Origin of the sequence: Kocuria rhizosphaericola (assembly GCF_044462205.1) — a bacterium.
Taxonomy (GTDB): Bacteria; Actinomycetota; Actinomycetes; order Actinomycetales; family Micrococcaceae; genus Kocuria; species Kocuria rhizosphaericola.
The window spans coordinates 14464-38108 of sequence record NZ_JBISWK010000141.1; the positions used below are offsets into that span (position 1 = coordinate 14464).

A 23645-nucleotide genomic window follows, 5' to 3' on the forward strand; every position below is an offset into this window, starting at 1 on the left:
CGGCATCAGCTTAAGTGAACCAGAGGGTGTGGACCGAGGGATCGGCCGTCCCCTCATCGGCGCCTTGTCACACGGCGACTTTATGCAATTGCAACACAACTGACCGGTGGACCGGCTCCGGAGCCAGAGCAGGCCCAGGAGCCCCGAACAGCTGAGCCGCGGTGCCACCACCGTTGCCGGAGGACGAGTCCTCCGAAGAGGGCAGCGCCACTGGGCAGTCGGTGCGTCCGCCTTCCGCCGCCGGGCAGTCCTCCGGTCCGGCCCCTGCGGGCGCGCAGTCCAGAGCGCCAGGACCGCGTACAGCGCAGTCCTCCAGCCCGGGACCCAAGGGGTGGCAGTCGACCTGACCGGGCACTGTGGGCGGGCAGTCCTCGGGCCCCGGCCCGAGAGGCTCGCAGTCGACCGACCCCGGCGTCGCAGGGGGGCATGCCGGGGACTCCGGCGTCGGACACCCAGGAGTCCCCAATCCACCCTCCGGACACGGATCCCGCTCCGGCTCCGACGTCGGACACCCAGGAGTCCCCAATCCACCCTCCGGACACGGATCCCGCTCCGGCTCCGACGTCGGACACCCAGGAGTCCCCAATCCACCCTCCGGACACGGATCCCGCTCCGGCTCCGACGTCGGACACCCAGGAGTCCCCAATCCACCCTCCGGACACACCGGCACCTCCCCCGACCTCGGACACTGCTCCGTCACCGGACCACCCTCCGGACACTGCACCTCCCTGCCTTCATCGGGGCAGTCGCTGTCGTCGCCCCCCGTGGAGCACCTCTCCTCCAGGTCCACGGCGTCCGGTGCGCTGCATTCGATGTCGTGGTCCTCCGGATAAGGGCAGTCCTCGGACTCGTCGAGCGAGGTTTCGTCGCCGGGACCGCCGGACGGGATCCGTTGCACTTCCTGCCCGGCCTCGCGGGGCGCCTTGATGACGCGCCCCTGGTCGATCCAGTCGAAGGACTGCGGGTCCACGGTCTCGTCATCCACCCACGTCTCGAAGTGCAGGTGCGGGCCGGTGACGCGCGACCCTGTCATGCCCACGGTCCCGAGCTGCTGGGACGCCTTGAGGGGGTCCCCCTTTTTCACGTGGATGTCATCGAGGTGGTTGTAGGTGGTCAACAAGTCGCCGACATGGGAGACCTCGACCCGTTTGCCCCCCCACTCGTTCCAGAACACTGCCCGCACCACGCCGTCCATCGCTGCGACCACGGGGGATCCGCGCGGGGCGCCGATGTCGGTACCGTTGTGGAGCTCCCCGCGACCGAGGTCGGGGGCGATCCGCCAGCCGAACTGCCCGGCCGGATGCACGGCGTCCGGTGGTCTGGCTGGGGCGATGAGCGTGTTCACCGGCAGCTTGCCCTTGTACACCGGGGGGTCGGCCCCCGGAGCCAGGTGGGACACCAGCGGGGTCCCCTGGGCCCACGGCGAGCCGATCTGCATGAGGGAGAACTTCACCTGCCACTGCTCGGACCCGGCCAGGAACACCGTCCACCCGGCACTGCCCCCTTCCTCCGCGGTGCCCGTGGGACGCGCGCCGGAAGTGCTGGTGGCCGGCGCGTCGGGCCCGGACGGTGACTGCGCCCCGGCCTGGGCCACGCAGCCGCTGAGCACGAGCAGCACGGCGAAGACCAGGGCCGGCACCAGGGAGAGACGCCGATGACGGGGCCCCGTGAGGGCCTGTCGGCGGACGCGGTCGTCAGGCATGACGTCACCCACTCCGGGAGACCGCGGCAGAGCCGCGGTGGTGGTTCCGAGCACTCCCACGCTAGAGGCCGGGCAAGGCGTCCGCGGATCTGCGCGCGCACCTCCTCATGGGCAGAGGTGCTCGCCCCTTGGGGCAGTCAGTAGGGCCCGGACCACCCGTCGTCGAGCAGGCCGCGGACGTAGGCGGCCTGGCCGAGGTGCTGCGCGGAGTCGTCGACCGTGCTCATCAGGCGCACTCCGCGGGTGACGGGCGGGGTCCAGGACCGGTCCACCACGTCGTCGAGCTGGGCGTCGGTGAGCCCGCGCACGTAGGCCACCGTGCGCTCGACCACCGCGTCGAGGTAGCCCCTCAGCAGCTCGGGGGACGTCACACGGATCCGTGCGACGTCCTCCGGACCGTCGCCGAAGCCCATGGAGGAGTCGGGGACGTCGAGGCCGAGCCGCCCACTCCACCCCTCCGCGGTCCACACCTCCTCGGTGCCGGCGAGCTGGGCCACCTGCACGTCCTGCTGGCGGGCGGCGTGCCACACCAGCCAGGCCACGGAGTTCGCGGTCCCTCCCGGCATGGTGTTCAGCACCTCCGACGAGATGTCCTCGAGCACGTGCTCCGCCACCTGGGACGGGCGACGGGCGGCGTCCTCGAACAGGTCCTGCGGCGTCATCGCGACCACTCCTTCCGTACCGAGGGACCGGGCCGGCCCCTGCCGCCGAGCCTACGTCCCACGAAGCGCGCGGATCCGCGCAACAATCCGGCGGCGTCGCCCGGTCCGGGGCCGGGTGGGACGTCCCGGACCTACACTGGCATCTCCGACCATGCCCACGGCGGAGGCGGAGCATCCGATGGCAGCACCACGCACAGCACAGACGATCACCCGCCCGTTCCTGGGGACCAGCCCTGCGGCCCGGGCCGTGGCGGCGTCCGTGGCCTCCACGGCCGCTCTCCTCGCGGAGCGGCGCCTGCACCAGCCGGCGGACCACCGGGGAGCGCGCCTGAGCTTCGCCGACGGGACGGGCTCCCGCGTCTACCGCGAGACCGCGGTGGACGGAGAGCATCCCCGCGAGCCGGTCGTGCTCGTCGTCGCCTTCCGGCTGCGGGCGGTGCGGGGCCGGGCGCACGCCCTGTTCCGCTGGGAGAGCGAGCTCAACACCCCGTTGTTCGCGGGCTTCCCAGGGTTCGTCTCGAAGCTCTGGACGGCTCACGACGACCAGGACCGCTACCGCGGCCTCTACGAGTGGGACGGCCCGGAGCGTGCCCACGACTACGTGCGGGCCCTGGGACGGGTGCTCAGCCTGGTCAGCGAGCCGGCGTCGGTGCAGGCGGTGGTCTTCCCCGGCCTGCGCCGCGACGAGGTGCTGCAGACACCGGACCTGATGGCGGACCACGGCGCGCCCGCGTGGGGCGTGCTCACCTCCGTGGACCCGTCCCCGATGCCATGACGCCGGAGGCCGGGGCGGAGGACCCCGCCGATGTGCTCGTGGTCGGGGCCGGTCCGAGCGGTCTGGCCCTCGCCCTGTCCGCGCACGACCACGGGGCGCGGGTGCGGGTCGTCGAGCGACGCCCCGAGCGGTTCCGGCCGTCCCGCGCCCTCATCCTGCATCCGCGCGCCCTCGAAGGTCTGCGCCCCCTGGGGGTCGTGGACGAGCTGCTGGCCCGCGCCGACACCTCGCCCGTGGTGGACCTGCACCTCGGCGCGCGCGTGGTCACGGCCCGGCTCGACGACGTCGTCCTGCCGGGCACCGCGTTCCCGCACCCGGTGCTGGTGCGCCAGGCCGAGGCCGAGTCCGTGCTGGACGAGGCCCTGGCCCGGCGGGGGGTGACCGTGGAGCGGGGCACCGAGTTCGTGGGCAGGGTCGGTCACCGGGCGGGCCTGCGCCGCGGCGGGACCTCGGAGGAGGCCTCCTTCCGTTGCCTGGCCGGGTGCGACGGGCCCGCCAGCGCCGTGCGGGCCACGACCGGTGTGCCCTGGCGCGGCGGCCCCTACCGGCAGGAGATCCTGCTCGCGGACCTCGAGCTGGACGGTCTGCGCCCGGGGCGGGCCCACGTCGTGGCCGCGGCGGACGGACTCGTGTTCCTCTTCCCGATCGGCGAGCACGCACCGTGGCGACTGCTGGCGACCACGCGCTCGACCCCGTTCGAGACCCCTTTCGGCCAGCCCGGCCCGCCGGTCCCGGACCAGGAGCTCCGATCCGTGCTCGACGCCTCGGGACTGCCGGTCCAGCTGGTCCGGACGGCCTGGTCCTCCCGGGTCAGGCTCCAGCACCGGGTGGCGGACCGGTTCCGGCAGGGCGACGTGTTCTTGGTGGGGGACGCCGCCCACGCCCACTCCCCCGCGGGCGGGCAGGGCATGAACACCGGCATCCTCGACGCACTGAACCTGGGCTGGAAGCTGGCCGGCGCCGTCGACCCGAGGGCGGGCGGCACCGCCCGGGAGGCGCTCCTGGACTCCTACGAGCTGGAACGCCGTCCCGTCGACCGCCAGGTGCTGGCCCTGACGCACGCCATGTTCTGGGGCGAGGCCGGCACCGGCCGGCTGCCCCGGTTCGTGCGCGGTCGCCTGGCACCGCTGGGCGCCCCGGCGGCATCGGCCCTGCTGGGGCGCCCCCGGCTGACGGCCGCCGGGCTGGGGGTGCTCGCCCAGTTCCACGTCCGCTACCGGAGGAGCCCGCTGTCGGTCACCGCGGGACGGGTCCGCGGGAAGCCCCGGGCCGGGGACCGGCTGCCGGACGCGCTCGTGCGCTGTGGTGCCCCGGCCGTGCGGTTGCACGGGCTCACGGCCGCCCCCGGGTTCCACGTGCTGCTGGAACGCTCGGCCCCCGACCTGGACGCCGCGGCGCTGGGGCCCGGCGTCCAGGTGCACCGGCTCGAGGACCGGCCAGGTGAGGGCGGCACGGTGGTGCGCCCGGACGGGCATGTGGGCCTGCGCGCGGCACGGATCGACGGCGGGCAGGTCAGCGCGTGGCTGGCCGCAGCACGCGGGCGACCGTGAACGCCGCCAGGACCACCACGGCGGTCATGACCACTGCCGTCCAGTGCATGCCGGCGGTGAAGGCGGCGAACGCCGCCTCCCGCACGGCGGGACCGAGCTCCCCCGCGCCCTCCGCGATCCCGACGGCTCCGCCGAGGGTCTCGTGCGCTGCGGCGGACGATCCGGCACCCAGGGCCGCGGGCAGGTCGAGGTGGCGCTGGTAGAACGCGGTCAGCAGCCCGCCGAGCACGGCCGTGCCGAGCACCGCACCGACCTCGTAGCCGGTCTCCGAGATCGCCGAGGCCGCTCCGGCCTTGTGCGGCGGGGCCGCCGTGAGGACCAGGTCGTTGGAGAGCGTCTCGGCGAGCCCGATCCCGGTGCCGACCAGGCAGAAGGCCACGAGGACCACCACGGCGCCGGCGGAGAGGTCCGCGAGGGCGACCACGAGGAAGCCGACCGCGGACAGGAGCATCCCCGCCGTGATCACGGTCCGCGGGGTCAGCCACCGCACCGCCCGCACCGCGAGGAAGCCGGCGAGGACCGTGAGGACGAGTCCCGGGACCATGGTCACGCCCGCGGTCATCGGGTCGAGCCCGACCACGAGCTGCAGGTACTGCGTCAGCATGAACAGGAAGCCGTAGAGTCCCACGTTGCCGAGGACGTTGACGGTCACGCCGCCCGTGAAGCCCGGGTGCCGGAACAGGGCGAGGTCGAGCACGGGGTGCGCCAGGACCGCCTGGCGCCGGACGAACAGCACGCCGGCCAGCACGCCGAAGGCCGCGCTGAGCAGGCCGTGGAAGAGCTCCCCGGAGGCCGTCGCCGCCTTGATGCCGTAGACCACGGGGGTCATGGCGAGCATGGCGAGCAGCACGGACGGGACGTCCACGGGTCCGGGCCGGGGGTCGCGCGACTCCGGCACCAGCACGGGGCCGAGCACGAGCAGGGGCAGCAGCACCGGCACGGACATCAGGAACACCGAGCCCCACCAGAAGTGGTTGAGCAGGAAGCCGCCGACGATCGGTCCGAGCGCGGCACCCCCGCTGAAGCCGCCGGCCCACACCGCGATGGCGATCCGGCGCTGGCCCGGGTCCAGGAAGATGTTGCGCAGCAGGGACAGCGTGGCGGGCATCAGCATCGCGCCGAAGAGCCCCATCGCGGCCCGCCCCGCCACGAGCAGCTCGGCGGTGGGCGCGAAGGCCGACGCCGCGGAGACGGCGGCGAAGCCCGTGCCGCCGATCAGCAGCAGCCGCCGGCGGCCGATCCGGTCCCCCAGGGCCCCCATGGGGATGAGCAGGCCGGCGAGCACGAGGGGATAGACGTCCACGATCCACAGCAGCTGCGTCCCGGTGGGGTGCAGCGCCTGGGAGATGGTGGGCAGCGCGAAGCTCAGCGCCGTGTTGTCGACCGACACGAGCAGGACGGGCATCATCAGGACCGCGAGCGCGGCCCATTCGCGCGCACCGGCCGTGGGGCGGGGCGTCAGCAGAGTGGTCATGGTTCACCTCCGGGGAGACGGATCGGATCGGACAGCCTCAATAACTGTACCGTCTAGACGGTACAGTTATGGACGGGCTGGCACAATGGGCACCACGTCCGACCCAGGGAGGTCTTCCTCACATGCCACGCCCACCCGTGGCCCGGGACAAGCTCCTGGCCGCCTTCGAGCAGATCGTCCTCGACGACGGCGAGCGCGCCGCGACCCTCGACGCCGTCGCCACCGCCGCCGGCGTGTCCAAGGGGGGTCTGCTCTACCACTTCCCGCACCGCCAGGCCCTCGTGGACGCCACGCTGCAGCGGCTCGAGGAGCTCATGCGCCTGGACCTCGAGGGCATGGCAGCGGCGCCGGACGGGGCCGCCCGCTACTTCCTCGTCACGTCCCTGTTCGAGGACAGCCGGCTCGACCGGGCCCTGATCGTGGCCTCCCGCCTGGTCCAGGCCGGGGACGAGAACGCCCGCGCCGCCCTCAAGCGGCTCGAGGAGGCGTGGTACGAGCTGATCCTCGCGGACGTGGGAGACCCGGTGGTGGCAACCGCGGTCCAGCAGATGGGCGACGGGCTCTACCACAACGCCTCGATCGGACTGCTGCCCGACGACAGCGGGCAGCGGCACACCATCCTGGAGAACCTCCTGGCCGCGGTGGACCGGCTCAGCCCGCGCCCCTGAGCGCACTGTCCCGCCCGGACGGGACGGAGCCCCTCAGCCGCGGGCCGGCGGGCGGACGTGCTCGGGCCGGAGGCCGATGCCGATGGCCCGTCCCGTCACGTGGGGCAGGAACGGCAGGGCCCGCACCACCCCCAGCGGCAGCGGAGGCCGCGGTGTCTGCCCGGGCCGGGCGGGCACCAGCCGGCGGGCCAGCACGAGCTGGAACAACTGGGTGGCGCGCGCCGGCCACGCCCGCCGGCGCTGCACCCGCGCGAGGTCCCGCGCCCGCACCCGGCCGCGCAGCAGACGCGGGCCCAGGATGTTCGCCGCAGCCACCGCGTCCTGGATCGCGAGGTTGATGCCCACGCCGCCGGCCGGGGACATCGCGTGGGCGGCGTCGCCGAGGAACAGGATCCCGGGCCGCCACCAGCGGCGCAGCCGGTCCACGCGCACGCGCAGCAGCTTCACCTGCTCCCAGTCCTCGATCGTGTCGAGCCCCTCCCCCAGCCCGGGGGCGAGCTCGTGCACCCGGTCCCGGAAGACCTCCAGACCCTGGGCGCGCAGCGCGTCGTGCTCGCCGGCCCGCACGATCATGGCGGCCTGCCAGTAGCCGGTGCGCGGCAGCGCGACCACCGCGCCGTCCCCCGCGTTGAACAGCGGCTGCTCCTGGCCCTCGTCGCGGGGCACGCGGAACCACAGCACGTCCATCCGGGACGGCGAGGCCACCGGGGTCAGCCCGGCCGCGGCCCGCAGCACGGAGTCGCGGCCGTCGGCGGCCAGGACCAGCTCGGCCCGGATCTGCACCCGTGCCCCGTCGTCGTCGTGCGCCGTGACGCCGGTGCACCGGCCGCCCTCGACGAGCAGGCCGTCGGCGGCCGTGGAGCGCAGCAGCCGGAAGCCGGGCAGCGCCTCGCCCTTCTCGGCGAGCAGGTCCAGGAAGTCCCACTGCGGCAGGAATGCGATGAACGGGCAGCGCACGGGCAGCCGGTCGAACCGGCCGACCACGACCGTCTCCCCGCCGAGGGCGACCGTGGCGCGCTCCACGCGGGTGTGCGGCAGCGCCAGGACGTCCTCGAGCCAGCCGAGCTCGGCCATCACCTCCAGGGTGGAGGGGTGCAGGGTGTCGCCGCGGAAGTCGCGCAGGAAGTCCACGTGCTTCTCCAGCACGACCACGTCCACGCCCTGCCTCGCGAGCAGCACCCCGGCCATCAGTCCGGCCGGGCCACCGCCCACCACGCAGCACGTGGTCCGCACCTGCTCCGTCGTCTGCTCCGCCACGGGTGCCTCCCGGAACCTCGCCGAACCGCCGTCCCTGCCGACGATCCCACCGGGGTGCCGGACGCGCAAGAGCCCGGCGAGGCCTGCGCGCCGGCCGAGCGCGTCATGCCCCGCCGCACCCTTCCCACCGCCGCACGGGAGCACCAGAGTGGGAACCGCACGCCCGAGCGGCGACCGCATCGACAGGAGATCTCCATGGGAACGCTGATCATCACCGAGTTCATCACCCTCGACGGCGTCGTCGACTCCCCCGGCGGCGGCCCGCACCCGCACGCCGGCTGGACGTTCCGGCACGTCGCCTACGAGGAGGCCGCCTACGAGCTCAAGGACCGGGAGCAGAAGGAGGCGTCGGCGATGCTGATGGGCCGGGTCAGCTACGACGAGTTCGCGCCGGTCTGGCCGTCGATGGAGGAGTTCGCGGAGTACAACGCGATGCCCAAGTACGTGGTCTCCTCCACCCTGGAGGACCCGCAGTGGCACAACACCTCCGTGCTGCGCTCCCTCGACGAGGTCGCCCGGCTGAAGGAGACGCTCGACGGCACCGTCCTGGTGCACGGCAGCGCCACCCTGGCCAAGGGCCTCGCCGCCGCGGACCTCGTGGACCGGTACCACCTGCTGGTGTTCCCCGTGCTGCTCGGCGCGGGCCGCCGTCTCTTCGACGACGCCGCCGACACGTTCCGCACGCTCGATCTGGTCGAGCACGAGGCCTACGCCAACGGCGTCCTCAAGGCCGTCTACGACGTCGTGCGCTGACCGGCCGCACCCGCCGGCTCACGCCCCTCCTTCCCGCCGCTCCACCGGGCCGCGCTCCAGCAGGCCCTCGTGCTCCTGGACGAGCCGCAGCGAGAGCTCCTTGTACCCCACCGAGTCGAACAGGACGATGATCCGGTCCGGCTCCGCGCCCATCACGATCCCGTGGCCCCACTCGCGGTGGACGACCGGGGTCTGGATCTCCCAGCCGTGCGGGGTGGCGGCGGCCCGTTCCTCGGCCTCGGCGGCGGACCCTGTCTCCGCGCAGTTGTCGCAGTTGCCGCACCAGCCGCCGGTCTCCTCGCCGAAGTAGTTGAGCAGCCAGTCCCGCCGGCACCCGTCGGTCTCGGCGTAGCCGCGCATCATGTCGATCCGCGACCGGTCGATCCGGTGCCGGGCTTCGGCCTCCGCGAGCGCGGCGGCGACGGCGGCCTCCGGCGTGGCCCCCTCCACGGCACGGTAGCCCTGGTGCTGGGCGAGCACGCCGCCGCTGTGCTCGAGGAGGTGCAGGGCCCGGGCCTGGGCGCGGGGGCCGAGCCCGGTGTGCTCGCGCAGCTCCCGGGCCCGGACCGGCCCGTGCCGGTGGACCGCGCGGAAGACCTGCTCGAGGTCCTCCCGCTCGGGGGCGGCGCCGGCGAAGTACTGCTGGAGACCGAGGTCCTCGGAGCGGTAGTGCAGCACGGCGAGGGCCGGCCTCCCGTCCCGGCCGGCGCGGCCGATCTCCTGGTAGTAGCTGTCCAGGGAGTCGGGGACGTCCGCGTGCACCACGAAGCGCACGTCCGGCTTGTCGATGCCCATCCCGAACGCGGTGGTGGCCACCACCACGTCGAGCTCGTCGCCGTGGAACCGGGCGTGCACCTCGTCCCGGTCGGACCGCCGGCGCCCCGCGTGGTAGGCCTCGGCGCGCACGCCGCGCCGGGCGAGCCCGGCGGCGTAGTCCTCCGTCTCCCTGCGGGTCGCGACGTAGACGAGCCCCGGCCCCACGAGCCCGGAGACCTCCTCGAGCACCGCCCGGCGCTTGTCGGAGGACTGGTGGTGCCGCACCACCCGCAGCTCGATGTTGGGCCGGTCGAAGCTGTGCACCAGGACCAGGGGGTCGCGCAGGCCCAGCCGGTCGACGATCTCGGCCCGGGTGTGCGGGGACGCGGTGGCGGTCAGGGCGACGACGGGCGGGCGCCCCAGTCGCTCGACCGCCTCCCGGAGCACGAGGTAGTCGGGACGGAAGTCGTGGCCCCACGAGGAGATGCAGTGTGCCTCGTCCACCACGAACAGGGACGGCCGGTGCGCGGCGAGCCGCCGCGTCGTCTCCTCCCGGGCCAGCTGCTCGGGGGCCAGGAAGAGGAACTTCGCGTCCCCGCGCGCCACGGCCTCCCATGCGGCACGCTCGCGGCGCGCCCCCACGGCCGAGTTCAGCGCGAAGGCGACCTCCGCCCCGAGGTCCTCGTTGATCGCCTCGACCTGGTCCTGCTGGAGGGCGATCAACGGGGAGACCACCACGGCGGTCCCGGGCAGGGCGGCGCCCGGGACCTGGTAGATCGCGGACTTTCCGTGGCCGGTGGGCATCACCGCGAGAACGTCTCGGCCGGTGGCCGCCGCCTCCATCGCCTCGAGCTGGCCTTCCCGGAACTCCTCGATGCCGAAGCGGGCCGCGGCCACCTCCCGGAGCCGGTCCGCGGAGACCGGAGCGGTGCGCTGGTGCGCGCTCATGGGCGCGCTCCCCCGCTCAGAACGGGAACCGGGCGTGGCCCTCCTCCTGGACGGTGATCCACCGCCGCTCGCTGAACGACTCGACGCCGGCCTGGCCGCCGAACTTGCCGTACCCGGACTCCTGGATCCCGCCGAAGGGGGCCTGCGGCTCGTCGGAGACGGACTGGTCGTTGACGTGCACGATCCCGGTCCGGAGCCGCTTCGCCACGGCCATGCCCGCGCCGAGGTCTTCGGTGATGACGCCGGCGGTGAGACCGTAGTTGGTGTTGTTCGCGAACTCCACGGCCTCGTCCGGGCCGTCCACCTCGAAGACGGTCGTGATGGCGCCGAAGATCTCGTCGTGGAAGATGTCCATCGCCGGGGTGATCTCGGTGAGGACGGTCGCGGGCACGAGCGAGTTCTCGAGCCGGTGACCACCAGCGCGCACCACGGCCCCCTTGGCCACGGCGTCCTCGATGAGCCCGTACTGCCGCTCGGCGGCCCGGGCGTTGACCGCGGGGCCGATGACGGTGGCCGGGTCGGTCGGGTCCCCGGTGGGCAGGTCCTTGACCTTCTCGGCGAACTTCTCGGTGAACTCCTCGGCGATGCTGCGGTCCACGAGCACGCGGTCCACGGACATGCAGATCTGCCCGGCGTTCATGTAGGCGCCGAAGGCCGCGGCGTCGACCGCGTAGTCGAGGTCGGCGTCCGCGAGCACCACCAGGCTGTTCTTGCCGCCGAGTTCCAGCACGGCGGGCTTGAGGTGCTGCGCCGCGAGCGTTCCGATGGTGCGGCCCACGGCGGTGGAGCCGGTGAAGTTGACGATCCGCACCCGCCGGTCGGAGATCAGCGCCGAGACGACGTCCGCGGCGTCCGCGCGGTCGTTGGTCACCACGTTCAGCGCGCCGGCGGGCAGTCCGGCGTCGACCAGGGCGTCGGCGAGGAACAGGCCGCAGGCCAGGGGCGCGTCCTCGCTGGGCTTCAGGACCACGGTGTTGCCCACGGCCAGGGGCACGGCGATGGAGCGCATCCCCAGGATGAAGGGGGCGTTCCAGGGGGAGATCGCGGCGACCACCCCGTAGGGCTGGCGCACCGACATCGAGCGCACCCCCGGCAGGTCGGTGGCGAGCACCTCGCCCTGGGGCAGGGTCGTGGCCCCGGCGGCCTCGCGGAGGATGTTGGCGGCCAGGTGGGTGTTGAACTCCGCCCAGCCGCGCACGCCGCCGACCTCCCGTGCCATGATGTCGGCGCCCTCCTCGATGCGCTCCTCGAACAGGTCGGCCGCGCGCAGGAAGATCCGCCGGCGGGCGCTGGGGGTCATTCCCGCCCACTCCTCGGAGGCGGCCGCGGCGGCGTCGACGGCGCGGGTCACGTCCTCGGGGCCGCCCGCGGCGACCGTGGCGTAGACCTCGCCCGTGTAGGGGTTGACGTCCTCGGCGGTCCGCCCGCTGAGGGCGGGCACGTGCTCGCCATTGATGATCAGGTCTCGGGTGATGCTCACGGCGCACCTTCCGATCGTCGTCGTCCCACAGGGGACCTGGCATGACAGCAAGGGTACTGAGCGGATCCGGGAAGTGCCACGACGGGCTGTGTGCGGACCGGGACCGGGCGGACGGGGGCGCAGAATGGGACCCGTGGAGATCATCGTCGTCGCCGCCCTCGCGATCCTCGTGGGCTCGGTCCTGCAGCGCGTCTCGGGCACCGGGGTCGGCCTCGTGGTGGCCCCGACCCTCGCGCTGCTGCTGGGCCCCGCCACGGGCGTGCTCGTGACCAACGCGACGACGACCGTCTCCGGTTTCCTCATCATGCTCTCGGTGTGGCGCCACGTGGACTGGCGGCGCTACGCCCTCATCGCCCCGGCCGCCGCGGTGGGCGCCGTGCCGGCGGCGCTCGTGGTGCGCGAGCTGCCCGCCGCCTGGCTGCAGGTGGTGGTGGGCGGCGTGGTGCTGCTGGCCCTGACCACCATGTTCGGGCTCCCCCGGCTGCCCCATTGGCCGGGGCGGCTGCCCACGGTGCTCGCCGGGGCGATCGGGGGGTTCTTCAACACCACCGCGGGGGTGGCCGGCCCGGTCATGGTGATCCACTCCCGCCTGGCCCACTGGGAGCAGCGCTCCTTCGCCGCGACCCTGCAACCGGTGTTCATGACGATGGGCGCCCTGTCCGTGCTCACCAAGACGCTGCTCGGGGCGGCCGGCACGGACGGGATGCCGCCGTGGTGGGTGGCGCCCGGCGTGGTCCTCACGGTGGTGCTGGGCGTGCGGATCGGCGGGGTCGTCGCCCGCCGCGTGCCCCTGAGCGCCGCGCGCACGATCGCGCTCGTCCTCGCGGGACTGGGCGGCGCGATCACGCTGGTGCGCGGGCTCCTGGGCGTCCTCTGAGTCCTCGGAGGCAGGAGTAGCAATCAGAAACGTGCGCGTCCGGGAGACGCGGCGCCACGACACGGCCCTACGCTGTGCGCACCGACATCGGAGGGACGCCATGAGACGCCGGATCCGCACTGTGCTCCTCGCCGCAACGACCGCCGCGGCGCTGGCGGCCGGCCCGGCCGCCGCGTCGCCCGCCACCGCGGACCAGCACACGCCGGCGGACCGGGACCGGGCCCCCATCACGCACCTCGACTTCGGCTGGGCGCAGGGGTGGCGCACCGATCGCCACGTCCGGGGAACGGGGGACGTCAACGGTGACGGGCACGCGGACGTCGTCGGGATCGGCGACCGCGGTGTGCATCTGGCCCTCGGCGGCGAGACCGCCGAGCTGACGGGCGCGGGCCTGGTGCTGCGGGACTTCGGGGTGGCCCAGGGCTGGCGCACGAGGCTCCATCCTCGGATGCTGGCCGACCTCGACGCGAACGGCACGGATGACGTCGTGGGCTTCGGCAACCGCGGGCTGTTCGTCTCCGACGCCGGCCCCGGCGGCACCCTGACGGCACCGCGCGGGCCGGAGGCGACGGTGCGGGACTTCGGGGTGGACCAGGGCTGGCGCACCGACCGCCACGTCCGGGAGCTGGCCGACCTCCAGGGGGACGGGCTGGTCGACGTCGTCGGCTTCGGGAACCACGGGATCCAGGCGGCCTCCGGGAGCCCGACCGCCTTCTCACCCTCGACACGCCGGCTGGCGGACTTCGGCTGGAACCAGGGCTGGCGCCCCGACCTCCACGTCCGGCAGCTCGCCGACGTCACCGGCGACGGCGTGCTCGACGCCGTCGGCTTCGGGGACGCCGGGGTGCAGGTGGCTCGGGGTCGCGCCGACGGGACCTTCTCCGCCCCCGCTCTCGTGCTGCGCGAGTTCGGCCGCGCCCAGGGCTGGCGCGTCGAGCGCCATCCCCGGCACGTGGCGGACGTGAACGCGGACGGCCGCGCCGACGTCGTGGGCTTCGGCCACGCCGGGGTGTGGGTCTCGCACGGAGAGGCGGACGGGACCTTCGGTGCGCCGTCGATGACGCTGCGGGACTTCGGTGCGGCGCAGCGCTGGCGGCCCGATCGTCACCAGCGGGAGGTCGTCGACCTGAACGGAGACGGCCGGGCCGAGATCGTGGGCTTCGGCAACTCCGGCACCTTCGTGTCCTATGCCGGGTTCGACGGGAACTTCGCGGTCTCCACGCGCAACCTGAGCGATTACGGCTGGCACCAGGGCTGGCGACCGGGCCGCCACCTGCGTCAGCCGGCGGACGTCACCGGGGACGGCCTCCTGGAGGTCGTGGGCTTCGGCGAGCGGGGCACCGCGGTCACGGAGTGGCTGAGCTTCTCCGGGTGACCCCCGGGGGCAGAGGATCAGCCGTCCTCACGCGCCCTGCGGGTCGCGGCGTCGCTGGCCTTCCGGATCGCGTCGACGAGCTCCTTCTTGGTCATGTAGGAGCGCCCCTCGACACCGAGCCGCTTCGCCACCTCGTAGAGGTGCTGCTTCGAGGCGTTGGCGTCGACCCCGCCGGCGGTCTCCGCACGGGAGTCGCGGCCGCCCGCGGCGTGCTCGTCGGAGGGCCCGTACTCCTCCTTGCCCTCCCAGTGGTCGCCGACCTTCTCGTGGGTGTGCTTGAGCGCGCTGTAGGCCGTGCGCGCCGCTCGCTCCTCCTCGCCGTACTCCTCGAGCGCGGAGTCGTAGGTCTTGGCGAACGTGTCCTGCGCCTTCTGCCCCGAGCGCTGCAGGGTGGAGGGCAGCTCACTCTTCTTGGCGTGGTCGTCCTTGCCGGTCTTGGGCACGATGTGCTCCTTCCGTAGGGGTGTGGGGGCGCCGCTCAGAAGACGGGCATGCCGCCGGTGACGCCGAGGACGATGCCGCTGACGTAGCTGGCCTCGGCCGGGCTGGCCAGGAAGACGTAGGCGCCGGCCAGCTCCGCGGGCTGGGCGACCCGCCCCAGGGGCGTCTCCTTGCCCATGTTCGCGACCGCCCCGGGCTTCTTGGTGGCCGGCCCCAGGGGGGTCCACACCGGCCCGGGGGCCACCGCGTTGACGCGGATGCCCTCGGGGCCGAGCTCGGCGGCGAGGTTGGCGGTGACGTTGTTGAGGGCGGCCTTCGTCGCGGCGTAGTCGAGCATCGACACCGACGGGTCGTAGGCCTGCACGGACGTGGTGTTGATGATGCTGTCCCCGCGGCCGAGGTGCGGCAGCGCCGCGCGGCTGATCCAGAGGGTGCCGTAGAGGTTGGTGCGCACGGCCCGCTCGAGGTCCTCCGTGGCGAGCCCCTTGAGCCCGGACTCGCCGCGGGCCCAGTGGAAGCCCGCGTTGTTCACGACCACGTCGAGCCCGCCGAGCCCCTCGACCGCCCGGTCCACGATGTCCTGGCAGCTCTGCTCCTCGCGCACGTCGCCGGGGACCAGCACGGCCGTGCGACCGGCCTTCTCGATCCACCCCACCACGTCCTGGGCGTCCTCCTGCTCGTCGGGGAGGTAGTTGATCGCGACGTCGGCGCCCTCACGGGCGAACGCGATCGCCACGGCCCGGCCGATCCCGGAGTCCCCTCCGGTGATCAGGGCCTTGAGCCCCTCGAGCCGGCCGCGGCCCTCCCAGGACGCCTCCCCGTGGTCGGGCACGGGGTCCATGGCGGCGGTCAGGCCCGGGAGCGCCTGCTGCTGCTCGGGCATCCCGCCCTCGGCGTCGGCCATCGCTCGGGCGTGCTGGGAGACGGGTGCCTCTGGCATGTCGGACTCCTTCGATCAGGTTGCTTATCTTTTGTTGCTCCCACCCTAGGAGGGCCGGGCACGACTTGTCTTCCCCGGCGCGCACAAACTTCCGTGCCGGCCGTGGACATCCCTCGACGCTCGTCGAGTTCCGTTGATAGGTTCACGGCACGCCCTGCCCCGCGCACCCCACCGCGCACCGACGACCCGGAAGAGACCGCATGAGCCCCGACATCAAGCCCCGCAGCCGTCAGGTCACCGACGGCATCGACGCGACCGCCAGCCGCGGCATGCTCCGTGCCGTGGGCATGGGCGACTCGGACTGGGAGAAGCCCCAGATCGGCATCGCGAGCTCCTGGAACGAGATCACCCCGTGCAACCTCTCCCTGGACCGGCTCGCCCAGGGCTGCAAGGAGGGCGTCCATGCCGGCGGCGGCTACCCCCTCCAGTTCGGCACGATCTCGGTCTCGGACGGGATCTCGATGGGCCACGTGGGGATGCACTTCTCGCTGGTCTCCCGCGAGGTCATCGCGGACTCCGTGGAGACGGTGATGCAGGCCGAGCGACTCGACGGGTCCGTGCTGCTGGCCGGGTGCGACAAGTCCCTGCCGGGCATGCTCATGGCCGCCGCCCGGCTGGACCTGGCCTCGGTGTTCCTCTACGCCGGGACCATCGCCCCGGGGTGGGTGAAGCTCACCGACGGGACCGAGAAGGACGTCACCCTCATCGACGCGTTCGAGGCCGTGGGCGCGTGCAAGGCGGGCCTGATGGGCAAGGCCGACCTCGACCGGATCGAGCGGTCCATCTGCCCGGGCGAGGGCGCCTGCGGCGGGATGTACACGGCCAACACGATGGCCTCCGTGGCCGAGGCCCTCGGCATGAGCCTGCCCGGCTCCGCGGCCCCGCCCTCGGCGGACCGGCGGCGCGACCAGTTCGCCCACCGCTCCGGGGAGGCCGTCGTCGAGATGCTCCGGCAGGGCATCACGGCGCGGGACGTCCTGACGAAGGAGGCCTTCGAGAACGCCATCACCGTGCTCATGGCCCTCGGCGGGTCCACGAACGCCGTCCTGCACCTGCTGGCCATCGCCCACGAGGCGGAGGTGGAGCTCACCCTGGCGGACTTCAACCGGATCGGGGACCGCGTTCCGCACCTCGCGGACCTCAAGCCGTTCGGCCGGTACGTCATGAACGACGTCGACCGGCACGGCGGCATCCCCGTGGTCATGAAGGCCCTGCTCGACGCCGGGCTGCTGCACGGGGACGCTCTCACCGTGACCGGCCGCACGGTGGCCGAGAACCTGGCCGCCCTGGACCCCGACCCTTTGGACGGGGACGTGATCCGCACCCTCGACAACCCGATCCACCGCACGGGCGGGATCACGGTGCTGCACGGCTCCCTGGCGCCCGAGGGCGCCGTGGTGAAGTCCGCGGGCTTCGACGCCGAGGTCTTCGAGGGCCCGGCCCGCGTCTTCGAGCGCGAGCAGGCCGCGATGGACGCCCTCGAGGCCGGCGAGATCCAGGCCGGGGACGTGCTCGTCATCCGCTACGAGGGCCCCAAGGGCGGCCCCGGCATGCGCGAGATGCTGGCCATCACCGGGGCGATCAAGGGTGCCGGGCTGGGCAAGGACGTGCTGCTGCTCACCGACGGGCGGTTCTCGGGCGGCACCACGGGCCTGTGCATCGGCCACATCGCGCCGGAGGCCGTCGACGCCGGGCCGGTCGCGTTCCTGCGCGACGGCGACCGGATCCGGGTGGACCTCGCGGCCCGCTCCCTGGACCTGCTGGTGGACGCCGAGGAGCTGGCACAGCGCCGCAGCGGCTGGGCCCCCCTGCGCCCGCAGTACGAGGGCGGCGTGCTGGGCAAGTACGTCAAGCTGGTGCGCTCGGCCTCGCTGGGCGCCGTCACCGGCTGACCGGCCGGCGCCGCGACCGGCACCACCGTCGGTTCCGCCGCCGCTCAGCCGCTCCGGGCACCCGCCCGTGCGCGCTGCCCGAGGGACGGTCGTCGATGCCCCGGGGGGCGGGGTCCACGTCCAGGTCCCCGTCGACGGTGTCGCCGGTGAGGGCCCCGTCCACGGGAGGAATCGGAGGGACCTCCCCCGTCACGGTCTCCCCGGACGCCACCGGTGCCGCCGGCGGCGCGGTCGACTCGAAGGTGATCGGCTCCGTGTCCGGAGCGGAGTCCTTCTTCTTCGCCGCGGCGGCCGCCCCGGCGGCGGCCACTCCGGCCGCGGCGACGCCCGCGGCGACCGCCTTGCCCGACACCCCGGCCTTGCCGTCGTCACCGCGGGAGGCCGCGGCGTGCTCGACACCGGGCGTGCCGACGGGGGCGCCCTCGTTGACGGAGCCCCGCCAGGCGCCGGTCGCGTAGCCCTCGTCCTCGATGAACTTCTTGAACCGCTCGAGGTCGCCCTCGGCCTGGTTCTCGACCACGTTGAGCTTGTCCCCGACCTTCTCCACGAGCCCCTCGGGCTCGTACTCGAGGACCAGGTGCACCTCGGTCCGGCCGTTGCCCGCGTCGTGGAACAGCACGGTGCCGGCGTTGGTGGCGCCCTCGGTGGCGGCCCAGGAGACCCGGCTGTCCGGGACCTGCTCCACGATCTTCGCCTCCCACTGCCGGCGGACGCCGCCGAGCTCGGCGACCCACTCGAGGCGGTCGTCGCCGAGCTGGGTCACGCTCTTGACCCCGTTCATGAAGTGGGGGAAGTCCTCGAACTGGGTCCACTGGTTGTACACGGTGCTCAGGGGCACGTCGACCACGACAGTCTTCTCGACCTTGGTGCTCATGGCATCTCCTTCGGCTCGTCTCGACGATCAGGATGACGAAAAGTCGCCAATTCGCCAGTGTGCTTACGATAACGTCCGGAGCCGAGCGTGGCCAGAGCGGCGGGGTCCGGGCGCCGCCGCGGGGGCACCGGCCGGCGTGACCGGCGGCAGACCAGGGACGTGACATGGGCGGCGACTATGGACTTGACGTGGGCGGACGGGGAGAATTGCCGCACGACCTGCGGGGGGCTGGACATGGCGACACTCGAGACAGAATTCCGGACACTGGTGTCCGTCCAGAACGCGCGAGCGTCCGACGCCGTCGAGGGACACCTGGCGTGGGGACGCCTGGTGGACAGCGACTACGTGCTGGTGCAGGGCCCACCGGACTGGCTGGGACGGGACGTCGACCCGGAGGTGCTGATCGCCCGGGTCGCGTCGGGGCGAACGGACGAGGTCGAGCGGATCAGGATCTCGCGGATCCAGCTGCACGGCGTCCTGCACGACCCGGCGTCCGAGATGACGGGCATCCGGCTCGACCGTCCGTCCGGGTGCCCGGCGCAGGGCCCCCCGGACGGCGCGGGCTCCGACCGTCCGCTCGCCACGGGCGCCGAACTGTGCTCGGCCGTGGAGACGGCCCTGGGACCGCAGTCCGCCGAGACCCCGGACCGCCCCGAGGACGCCCTCCGGCCCGTGGCGGCGTGGGAGGAGATCCGGCGCCACTCGATCGTCGAGGACTGCCGCCTGCCCGCCCCTCCCGTCGAGCGGATGTGGATCTGCACCGTCTTCGGCAGGTCCGTGTGTAGCTGAGCGGGGGTGCCGATGAGATCCCGGAGGTATCCCTCGCGCGTGGCCCTGGACCTCATCGCGGTGCCGGTGCTGTGGGGCATCGAGCTCCAGATCACCTGGGACCGCACGGCGGAGCCGGGCGTGGTCGCCCCCTGGGTCGTCGTGCTCTCGGCGGCACTGCTGTACCTTCCCCTGTTCTGGCGCCGGCGGTGGCCCCTGGCGGTGCTGCTCCTGGTCACGCTGGGCGCCGTGACCGTCGCGCTGCTCGGGTTCGGGTTCCACCCCATCTTCTGCGTCTGGCTGGCCCTCTTCGCGGTGGCCGCGCACTGCTCGGACCGGAGGGCGGTCCTCGGCCTGGCGCTGGCGTTCCTGCCGGTCGCCACGAGCGTGCACGCCACCGTCCAGGACACCCCCGACCCGTCGATGCGGGCCGCGGCGTTCCTCGTCGCGGCCCTGTTCCTCACCGTGGCGCACGTGGTCGTCTTCGGCGTGGGCCGGTGGGTCCGCTGGAGCGTGGCCCAGCGGGAGCTCGTGGCCCGGCTGGCCGCCGCCCGGGCCGAGGCCGAGGAGCGCCAGCGCATCGCCCGGGAGCTGCACGACGTCGTGGCCCACGCGGTCAGCCTCATGGTGCTCCAGGCCGGAGGGGCCGAACGCGTCATGGACCGCGACCCGGACCGGGCCCGGGCGGCACTGCGACAGGTCGACGAGCTCGGGGAGCAGGCCGTCACGGAGCTGCGGCGCATGCTGGGCCTGCTCTCCCCGGCGCCGTCGGCGCAGGCCGCGCAGCAACCGGCGGGGATGCAGCACCTGGACGGGCTGCTCGACCACCTGCGCGCGGCCGGCCGGGACGTGGAGTTCTGCGTGGCGGGCGAACCCGGCGCCCTGGAGCCGGCGGTGGACGAGGCAGCGTACCGCATCGCGCAGGAGGCCCTGACCAACGCCGTCAAGCACGCCGCCCCGGACCGCCCGGTCCACGTCGCCCTCGACTGGGGGCCCCGGGAGGTCGAGCTCTCGGTCCGCACGGACGGCGCCGGGGCCCGTGGCCGCCTCTCCGCACGGCTGTCGACCGGGCACGGGGTGCGAGGAATGGCGGAGCGGGCCCGGGCGGTGGGCGGCGAGGCGACGGCCGGACCCGACCCGCACGGGGGATACCTGGTGTCCGCGCGGCTTCCCGCCCGCCCGGCCGGCCCGCCCGACCCCGCGGCGGAGGACGCCGCGGTGACCCCGGCGGCCACCGGCCGCGGGGAGGGGACCGGATGACACGCGGCACGGAATCCGCACCCGTCCGGGTGCTGCTGGTGGACGACGAGGCGATGGTCCGCTCCGGACTGGCCATGCTCCTCACGGCCGAGCCGGACCTGATCGTCGTCGGCGAGGCCGCCGACGGCACGGAGGCCGTCGAGGAGACGGCCCGCCTGCAGCCGGACGTGGTGGTCATGGACGTGCGCATGCCCGGCACGGACGGAGTGGCCGCCACCCGGGTGCTCACGTCCGACTCGTTCCTGGACCGGATGCCGAACGTCGCCACCGTCCTCATGCTGACGACCTTCGACGAGGACGCCGCCGTCCACGCCGCCCTGCGGGCGGGCGCCTCCGGCTTCATCCTCAAGAGTTCCGCGCCGAAGGTCCTGGCGGACGCCGTGCGCTCCCTCGCCCGCGGCGGAGGCTGGCTGGACCCCGAGGTGACGCGCCGGCTCCTGACCGAGTTCAGCCGGCACCCCGATCCGTCCGATCCGTCCGGCCCTCCTCCCGAGCAGCTGCAGCAGCTGACCCGGCGGGAGCGCGAGGTCCTGGTCGCCGTCGCCCACGGCCTGACCAACACGGAGATCGCCCGGCGGCTGTTCCTCAGCGAGGCGACCGTGAAGACCCACGTCCACCGGATCTTCCTGAAGCTGGGCGTCAGCGAGCGCGCCCAGGCGGTCACGGCCGCGTTCAAGAGCGGGCTCGTCAAGCCCACCGACCGCTTCTGACCCCTGCGCGTACCACCCCGGTTGTACGCCGGAGTTCAACTCCGGGGTGGACGCCGGGAGGTGCCCCCGACTGCGAATCTTGTCCTGTCGGTTCGAGAAGTTCCTCTCCGGACCCCGGGAAGGAACCACCGGCAACCACGAGATTCCTCTTCCGCAGGAGACCCGAAATGTCCATCGAAACCACTTCCGCAGCCCCGCATCCGGCCGGCGCCCGCCGCTACGCCCGCAAGGCCGTGCTGTCCCTGGCCTCCCTGACCCTGGCCGCTGGCGCCCTTCCCCTGCTGGGCACACCGGCCCAGGCCGCCCCGGAGGCGGCCGCCTCGGCGCAGTCCTCGGTGCTCGAGACGGCGTCGCCCAAGCCGCACCAGAAGCACTGCTCGGTCGACGCCCACAAGCCCTCCTGGAAGTGGCACCACGGGAAGAAGTACGTCAAGTACCCGTTCCACGTGAAGTGCCACAAGGGGTACAAGGTGGAGGTCAAGCAGCACTACTACGCGGTCGACAAGTACGGCAACCACTTCTACACCGGCGGCGACCACAACTACTACTGGGGTGGCGCGTGGGGCGGCGGGCACTACAAGCACCTGGACCACCACGACGCCAAGAAGGTCTACCACGTGGTCAAGTACCGCTACTACGACGGCAAGCACTGGTCCCACTGGTACCAGGACACCAGCCACTGGACCCATCTCGGTCACTGACCGCACGGCGCCGGGGGCCGGTCACCGGCCGGCCCCGGCGCCACTCCTCCTCCCGATGTCCCCGAGGCCGTCCCCGGTGCCGAGCGCGCAGAACGGACTCCCTCCCAGCACAAGAGCCGATCATGGATCTCACCCATCAGCACCGCACCACCAGGGCCTGGGACCTCGCTCCCGGCGACACGTTCCACGGGCGCACCATCGTGGCCGTCCACGGCGTCGTGGGACTGGCCCTCAGCCCGGTGGCCGTCATCTCCTTCACGGAGGACAGCCGTGAGCACCGCGCCCAGGCCCGGATCGGGGCCGCCCACTGCGAGACCCGCCAGCACTACGACGAGATCATGCTCAGCGCCCGCGCCTGGGTCCGCACCCACGGTCTGCACGAGGGCGACACCCTGGACCTGGACCGACTGCGGGCTGAGGTCATGGGCGCGGCCGCCCGGAACTGACCCCGTCCCCGGCCCGTCCCGGCCCCTCGTCCCCCGCGAGCAGCGGCGCCACCCGGTACGGGATGACGGTGCGCAGGAACATGCTCGTCGAGGTCCGCAGGATGCCGGGGCACAACCGGATCTCCTCGGAGACCCGGTAGAGGTCCTCGGGATCCTTCGCCACCACCCGGCACAGCAGGTCCGTCTGCCCGGCGGGGGCGAACACCTCGATGACCTGGGGTATCGCCTGCAGGCCAGCGATCGCCTCGTCGAGCTGGTGCTGGTCGAGCTCCACGGCCACGCTCGCGGCGAGGCCGTAGCCGAGCGCCGCGGGCGTCACCCGGGTGCTGTGCGGGCGCAGCGCGGGACTCGCGCGGTAGCGCTCGAGCCGCGCGTGGATCGTCCCGCGTGCCAGGCCCGTGCGCTGGGCCAGGGCGAGCACCGTCAGGCGCGGGTCCTCGTCCAGCGCCGCCAGGATCTTCCGGTCCGTCGCGTCCAGCGGGGCCGCGCCGGCCCCGCCGTTCGTCATGCTGATCACGGCAGCCCCTCTTTCCCCTGCTGATCTGATCGATCTGATCAGTTCCAGAGTAGACGTTTGCGCATCGTGCCGGTCACAGTGTCAACTGATGATCACACGATGCGCCACCCGACCCGGTTCCGCGCATCCCGGCCGGCGCCGGTCGCCCACGAAGCGCCCTACGTCCTGCGCCGCCCGGCACCCCGCGGCGGCAGAGGCCCTCTCCCGGCCCGCGGGATCTCCCCGGAGCTCCCGCGGGCCGAGTGCTGTTCCCGAGCAGGGCCGGGCCGCCGAGCTCCTCGAGGGCGCGACGCTCCGCCTCGGCCGGCGGGAGTCCCTGCGCCACGCCGTCGTCGACCATGTCGGCGAGGGTGCCCCGCAGCTCCTGGGAGACGTCCTCGCGGGCCCTGGGCGGAAGACGGCGGGCCACCTCGTGGAGGTAGCTCTCGGTGCGTGGCGTCAGGGTGCTGGCGGACAGGGCGATCAGTCCTGGGAAGGAGTGGGGCGGGAGAGAGTGGACAGGGCGGCGTGCAGCCGGAGCCGTTCGGCGTCGAGGGCCTCCCGGACGCGGACCCCGAGCCCGGTGATCCGGTAGAACTTGCGGGGCCGGGACTCGTCGGTGTTCCAGTCGCTCTCGAGCAGGCCCTGGGCCTCGAGGCGGCGCAGGAGCGGGTAGAGGGTGTTGGCCTCGACGTCGAGCCCCGCGTCGCCGAGGGTCCGGAGCAGGGCGTAGCCGTAGCGGGGCTCGTCCAGGACGAGCAGGCAGGCCAGGACCACCGTGCCACGGCGCAGCTCCTGGAAGTGGGCGGCGACGACCTGGTCGACCGGTTCAACTGCCAT

General features: G+C 73.4%; 24 protein-coding genes. 12 read left to right on the top strand and 12 right to left on the bottom strand.

Features of this window, described 5'->3' with window-relative positions; translation table 11 throughout:
* Positions 1 to 67: 67 nt before the first annotated feature.
* Both ACH9D2_RS14535 and ACH9D2_RS14540 read right to left on the bottom strand, forming a co-directional pair.
* Positions 68 to 1702 carry a M23 family metallopeptidase gene (locus ACH9D2_RS14535; RefSeq protein WP_396363522.1) on the bottom strand — a complete coding sequence of 545 codons (1635 nt, stop codon included), beginning with the start codon at positions 1700 to 1702 and terminating at the stop codon, positions 68 to 70.
* A 137-nt stretch (positions 1703 to 1839) separates the two neighbouring features.
* On the bottom strand, positions 1840 to 2364 hold the full coding sequence (locus ACH9D2_RS14540; RefSeq protein ID WP_396363523.1) for a mycothiol transferase: 525 nt from the start codon (positions 2362 to 2364) through the stop codon (positions 1840 to 1842).
* A 178-nt stretch (positions 2365 to 2542) separates the two neighbouring features.
* Between ACH9D2_RS14540 and ACH9D2_RS14545 the strand changes: the two genes are divergently transcribed.
* Together ACH9D2_RS14545 and ACH9D2_RS14550 are read left to right on the top strand one after the other, a co-directional pair.
* A complete protein-coding gene (locus ACH9D2_RS14545; protein WP_396363524.1) occupies positions 2543 to 3139 on the top strand; it encodes a hypothetical protein in 597 nt (198 codons plus the stop codon).
* Complete coding sequence (locus ACH9D2_RS14550) at positions 3136 to 4689, top strand: FAD-dependent monooxygenase (protein WP_396363525.1); 1554 nt, start codon at positions 3136 to 3138, stop codon at positions 4687 to 4689. The genes ACH9D2_RS14545 and ACH9D2_RS14550 overlap by 4 nt, the downstream gene beginning before the upstream one ends.
* Here ACH9D2_RS14550 and ACH9D2_RS14555 read toward each other — a convergent pair.
* Entirely contained in the window at positions 4652 to 6163 is a 1512-nt protein-coding gene (locus tag ACH9D2_RS14555) for an MFS transporter (RefSeq protein ID WP_396363526.1), read from the bottom strand. The two genes, ACH9D2_RS14550 and ACH9D2_RS14555, sit on opposite strands and share 38 nt — an antisense overlap.
* A gap of 122 nt (positions 6164 to 6285) precedes the next feature.
* On the opposite strand from ACH9D2_RS14555, the gene ACH9D2_RS14560 reads away from it, so the two are divergent.
* Positions 6286 to 6831, top strand: coding sequence for a TetR family transcriptional regulator (locus tag ACH9D2_RS14560; protein WP_396363527.1), 546 nt, complete (start codon positions 6286 to 6288; stop codon positions 6829 to 6831).
* Between the two features lie 33 nt (positions 6832 to 6864).
* Here the strand turns inward: ACH9D2_RS14560 and ACH9D2_RS14565 are convergent, their stop codons facing one another.
* Positions 6865 to 8088, bottom strand: a complete 1224-nt coding sequence (locus tag ACH9D2_RS14565; protein ID WP_396363528.1) for an FAD-dependent oxidoreductase — start codon at positions 8086 to 8088, stop codon at positions 6865 to 6867.
* 195 nt (positions 8089 to 8283) lie between these two features.
* Here ACH9D2_RS14565 and ACH9D2_RS14570 point away from each other — a divergent pair, with 195 nt between their 5' ends.
* Complete coding sequence (locus ACH9D2_RS14570; protein ID WP_396363529.1) at positions 8284 to 8841, top strand: dihydrofolate reductase family protein; 558 nt, start codon at positions 8284 to 8286, stop codon at positions 8839 to 8841.
* Positions 8842 to 8859: 18 nt separating this feature from the next.
* On the opposite strand, the gene ACH9D2_RS14575 is transcribed toward ACH9D2_RS14570, so the two are convergent.
* The gene (locus ACH9D2_RS14575; protein ID WP_396363530.1) at positions 8860 to 10545 is read right to left on the bottom strand and encodes a RecQ family ATP-dependent DNA helicase; all 1686 of its coding nucleotides are present in this window, start codon (positions 10543 to 10545) and stop codon (positions 8860 to 8862) included.
* A gap of 16 nt (positions 10546 to 10561) precedes the next feature.
* Positions 10562 to 12025 carry an aldehyde dehydrogenase family protein gene (locus tag ACH9D2_RS14580; protein ID WP_396363531.1) on the bottom strand — a complete coding sequence of 488 codons (1464 nt, stop codon included), beginning with the start codon at positions 12023 to 12025 and terminating at the stop codon, positions 10562 to 10564.
* 124 nt (positions 12026 to 12149) lie between these two features.
* On the opposite strand from ACH9D2_RS14580, the gene ACH9D2_RS14585 reads away from it, so the two are divergent.
* Both ACH9D2_RS14585 and ACH9D2_RS14590 read left to right on the top strand, forming a co-directional pair.
* Entirely contained in the window at positions 12150 to 12902 is a 753-nt protein-coding gene (locus ACH9D2_RS14585; RefSeq protein WP_396363532.1) for a TSUP family transporter, read from the top strand.
* A gap of 100 nt (positions 12903 to 13002) precedes the next feature.
* Complete coding sequence (locus ACH9D2_RS14590) at positions 13003 to 14277, top strand: FG-GAP-like repeat-containing protein (RefSeq protein ID WP_396363533.1); 1275 nt, start codon at positions 13003 to 13005, stop codon at positions 14275 to 14277.
* Positions 14278 to 14294: 17 nt separating this feature from the next.
* Here the strand turns inward: ACH9D2_RS14590 and ACH9D2_RS14595 are convergent, their stop codons facing one another.
* Complete coding sequence (locus ACH9D2_RS14595; protein WP_396363534.1) at positions 14295 to 14720, bottom strand: ChaB family protein; 426 nt, start codon at positions 14718 to 14720, stop codon at positions 14295 to 14297.
* Between the two features lie 35 nt (positions 14721 to 14755).
* Positions 14756 to 15658: an SDR family oxidoreductase gene (locus ACH9D2_RS14600; protein ID WP_396363535.1), complete on the bottom strand. Its 903-nt coding sequence runs from the start codon at positions 15656 to 15658 to the stop codon at positions 14756 to 14758.
* A 200-nt stretch (positions 15659 to 15858) separates the two neighbouring features.
* On the opposite strand from ACH9D2_RS14600, the gene ilvD reads away from it, so the two are divergent.
* Entirely contained in the window at positions 15859 to 17550 is a 1692-nt protein-coding gene (ilvD, locus tag ACH9D2_RS14605; RefSeq protein WP_396363536.1) for a dihydroxy-acid dehydratase, read from the top strand.
* Here the strand turns inward: ilvD and ACH9D2_RS14610 are convergent.
* Complete coding sequence (locus ACH9D2_RS14610; protein WP_396363537.1) at positions 17540 to 18424, bottom strand: SRPBCC family protein; 885 nt, start codon at positions 18422 to 18424, stop codon at positions 17540 to 17542. The two genes, ilvD and ACH9D2_RS14610, sit on opposite strands and share 11 nt — an antisense overlap.
* 267 nt (positions 18425 to 18691) lie before the next feature.
* On the opposite strand from ACH9D2_RS14610, the gene ACH9D2_RS14615 reads away from it, so the two are divergent.
* From ACH9D2_RS14615 to ACH9D2_RS14635, 5 genes are all read left to right on the top strand, one after another.
* Entirely contained in the window at positions 18692 to 19213 is a 522-nt protein-coding gene (locus ACH9D2_RS14615) for a hypothetical protein (protein ID WP_396363538.1), read from the top strand.
* 39 nt (positions 19214 to 19252) lie between these two features.
* A complete protein-coding gene (locus tag ACH9D2_RS14620) occupies positions 19253 to 20452 on the top strand; it encodes a histidine kinase (protein ID WP_396363539.1) in 1200 nt (399 codons plus the stop codon).
* Positions 20449 to 21162: a response regulator gene (locus tag ACH9D2_RS14625; RefSeq protein ID WP_396363540.1), complete on the top strand. Its 714-nt coding sequence runs from the start codon at positions 20449 to 20451 to the stop codon at positions 21160 to 21162. Before ACH9D2_RS14620 ends, ACH9D2_RS14625 begins: the two co-directional genes overlap by 4 nt.
* A gap of 167 nt (positions 21163 to 21329) precedes the next feature.
* Entirely contained in the window at positions 21330 to 21863 is a 534-nt protein-coding gene (locus tag ACH9D2_RS14630; protein WP_396363541.1) for a hypothetical protein, read from the top strand.
* 122 nt (positions 21864 to 21985) lie between these two features.
* A complete protein-coding gene (locus tag ACH9D2_RS14635; RefSeq protein WP_396363542.1) occupies positions 21986 to 22309 on the top strand; it encodes a hypothetical protein in 324 nt (107 codons plus the stop codon).
* Here ACH9D2_RS14635 and ACH9D2_RS14640 read toward each other — a convergent pair.
* From ACH9D2_RS14640 to ACH9D2_RS14650, 3 genes are all read right to left on the bottom strand, one after another.
* Positions 22284 to 22817 (bottom strand): Lrp/AsnC ligand binding domain-containing protein, encoded by a 534-nt coding sequence (locus tag ACH9D2_RS14640; protein WP_396363553.1) that lies wholly within the window; start codon positions 22815 to 22817, stop codon positions 22284 to 22286. The two genes, ACH9D2_RS14635 and ACH9D2_RS14640, sit on opposite strands and share 26 nt — an antisense overlap.
* 82 nt (positions 22818 to 22899) lie before the next feature.
* Entirely contained in the window at positions 22900 to 23235 is a 336-nt protein-coding gene (locus ACH9D2_RS14645; protein ID WP_396363543.1) for a permease prefix domain 1-containing protein, read from the bottom strand.
* Positions 23236 to 23288: 53 nt separating this feature from the next.
* Complete coding sequence (locus ACH9D2_RS14650) at positions 23289 to 23645, bottom strand: helix-turn-helix transcriptional regulator (protein WP_396363544.1); 357 nt, start codon at positions 23643 to 23645, stop codon at positions 23289 to 23291.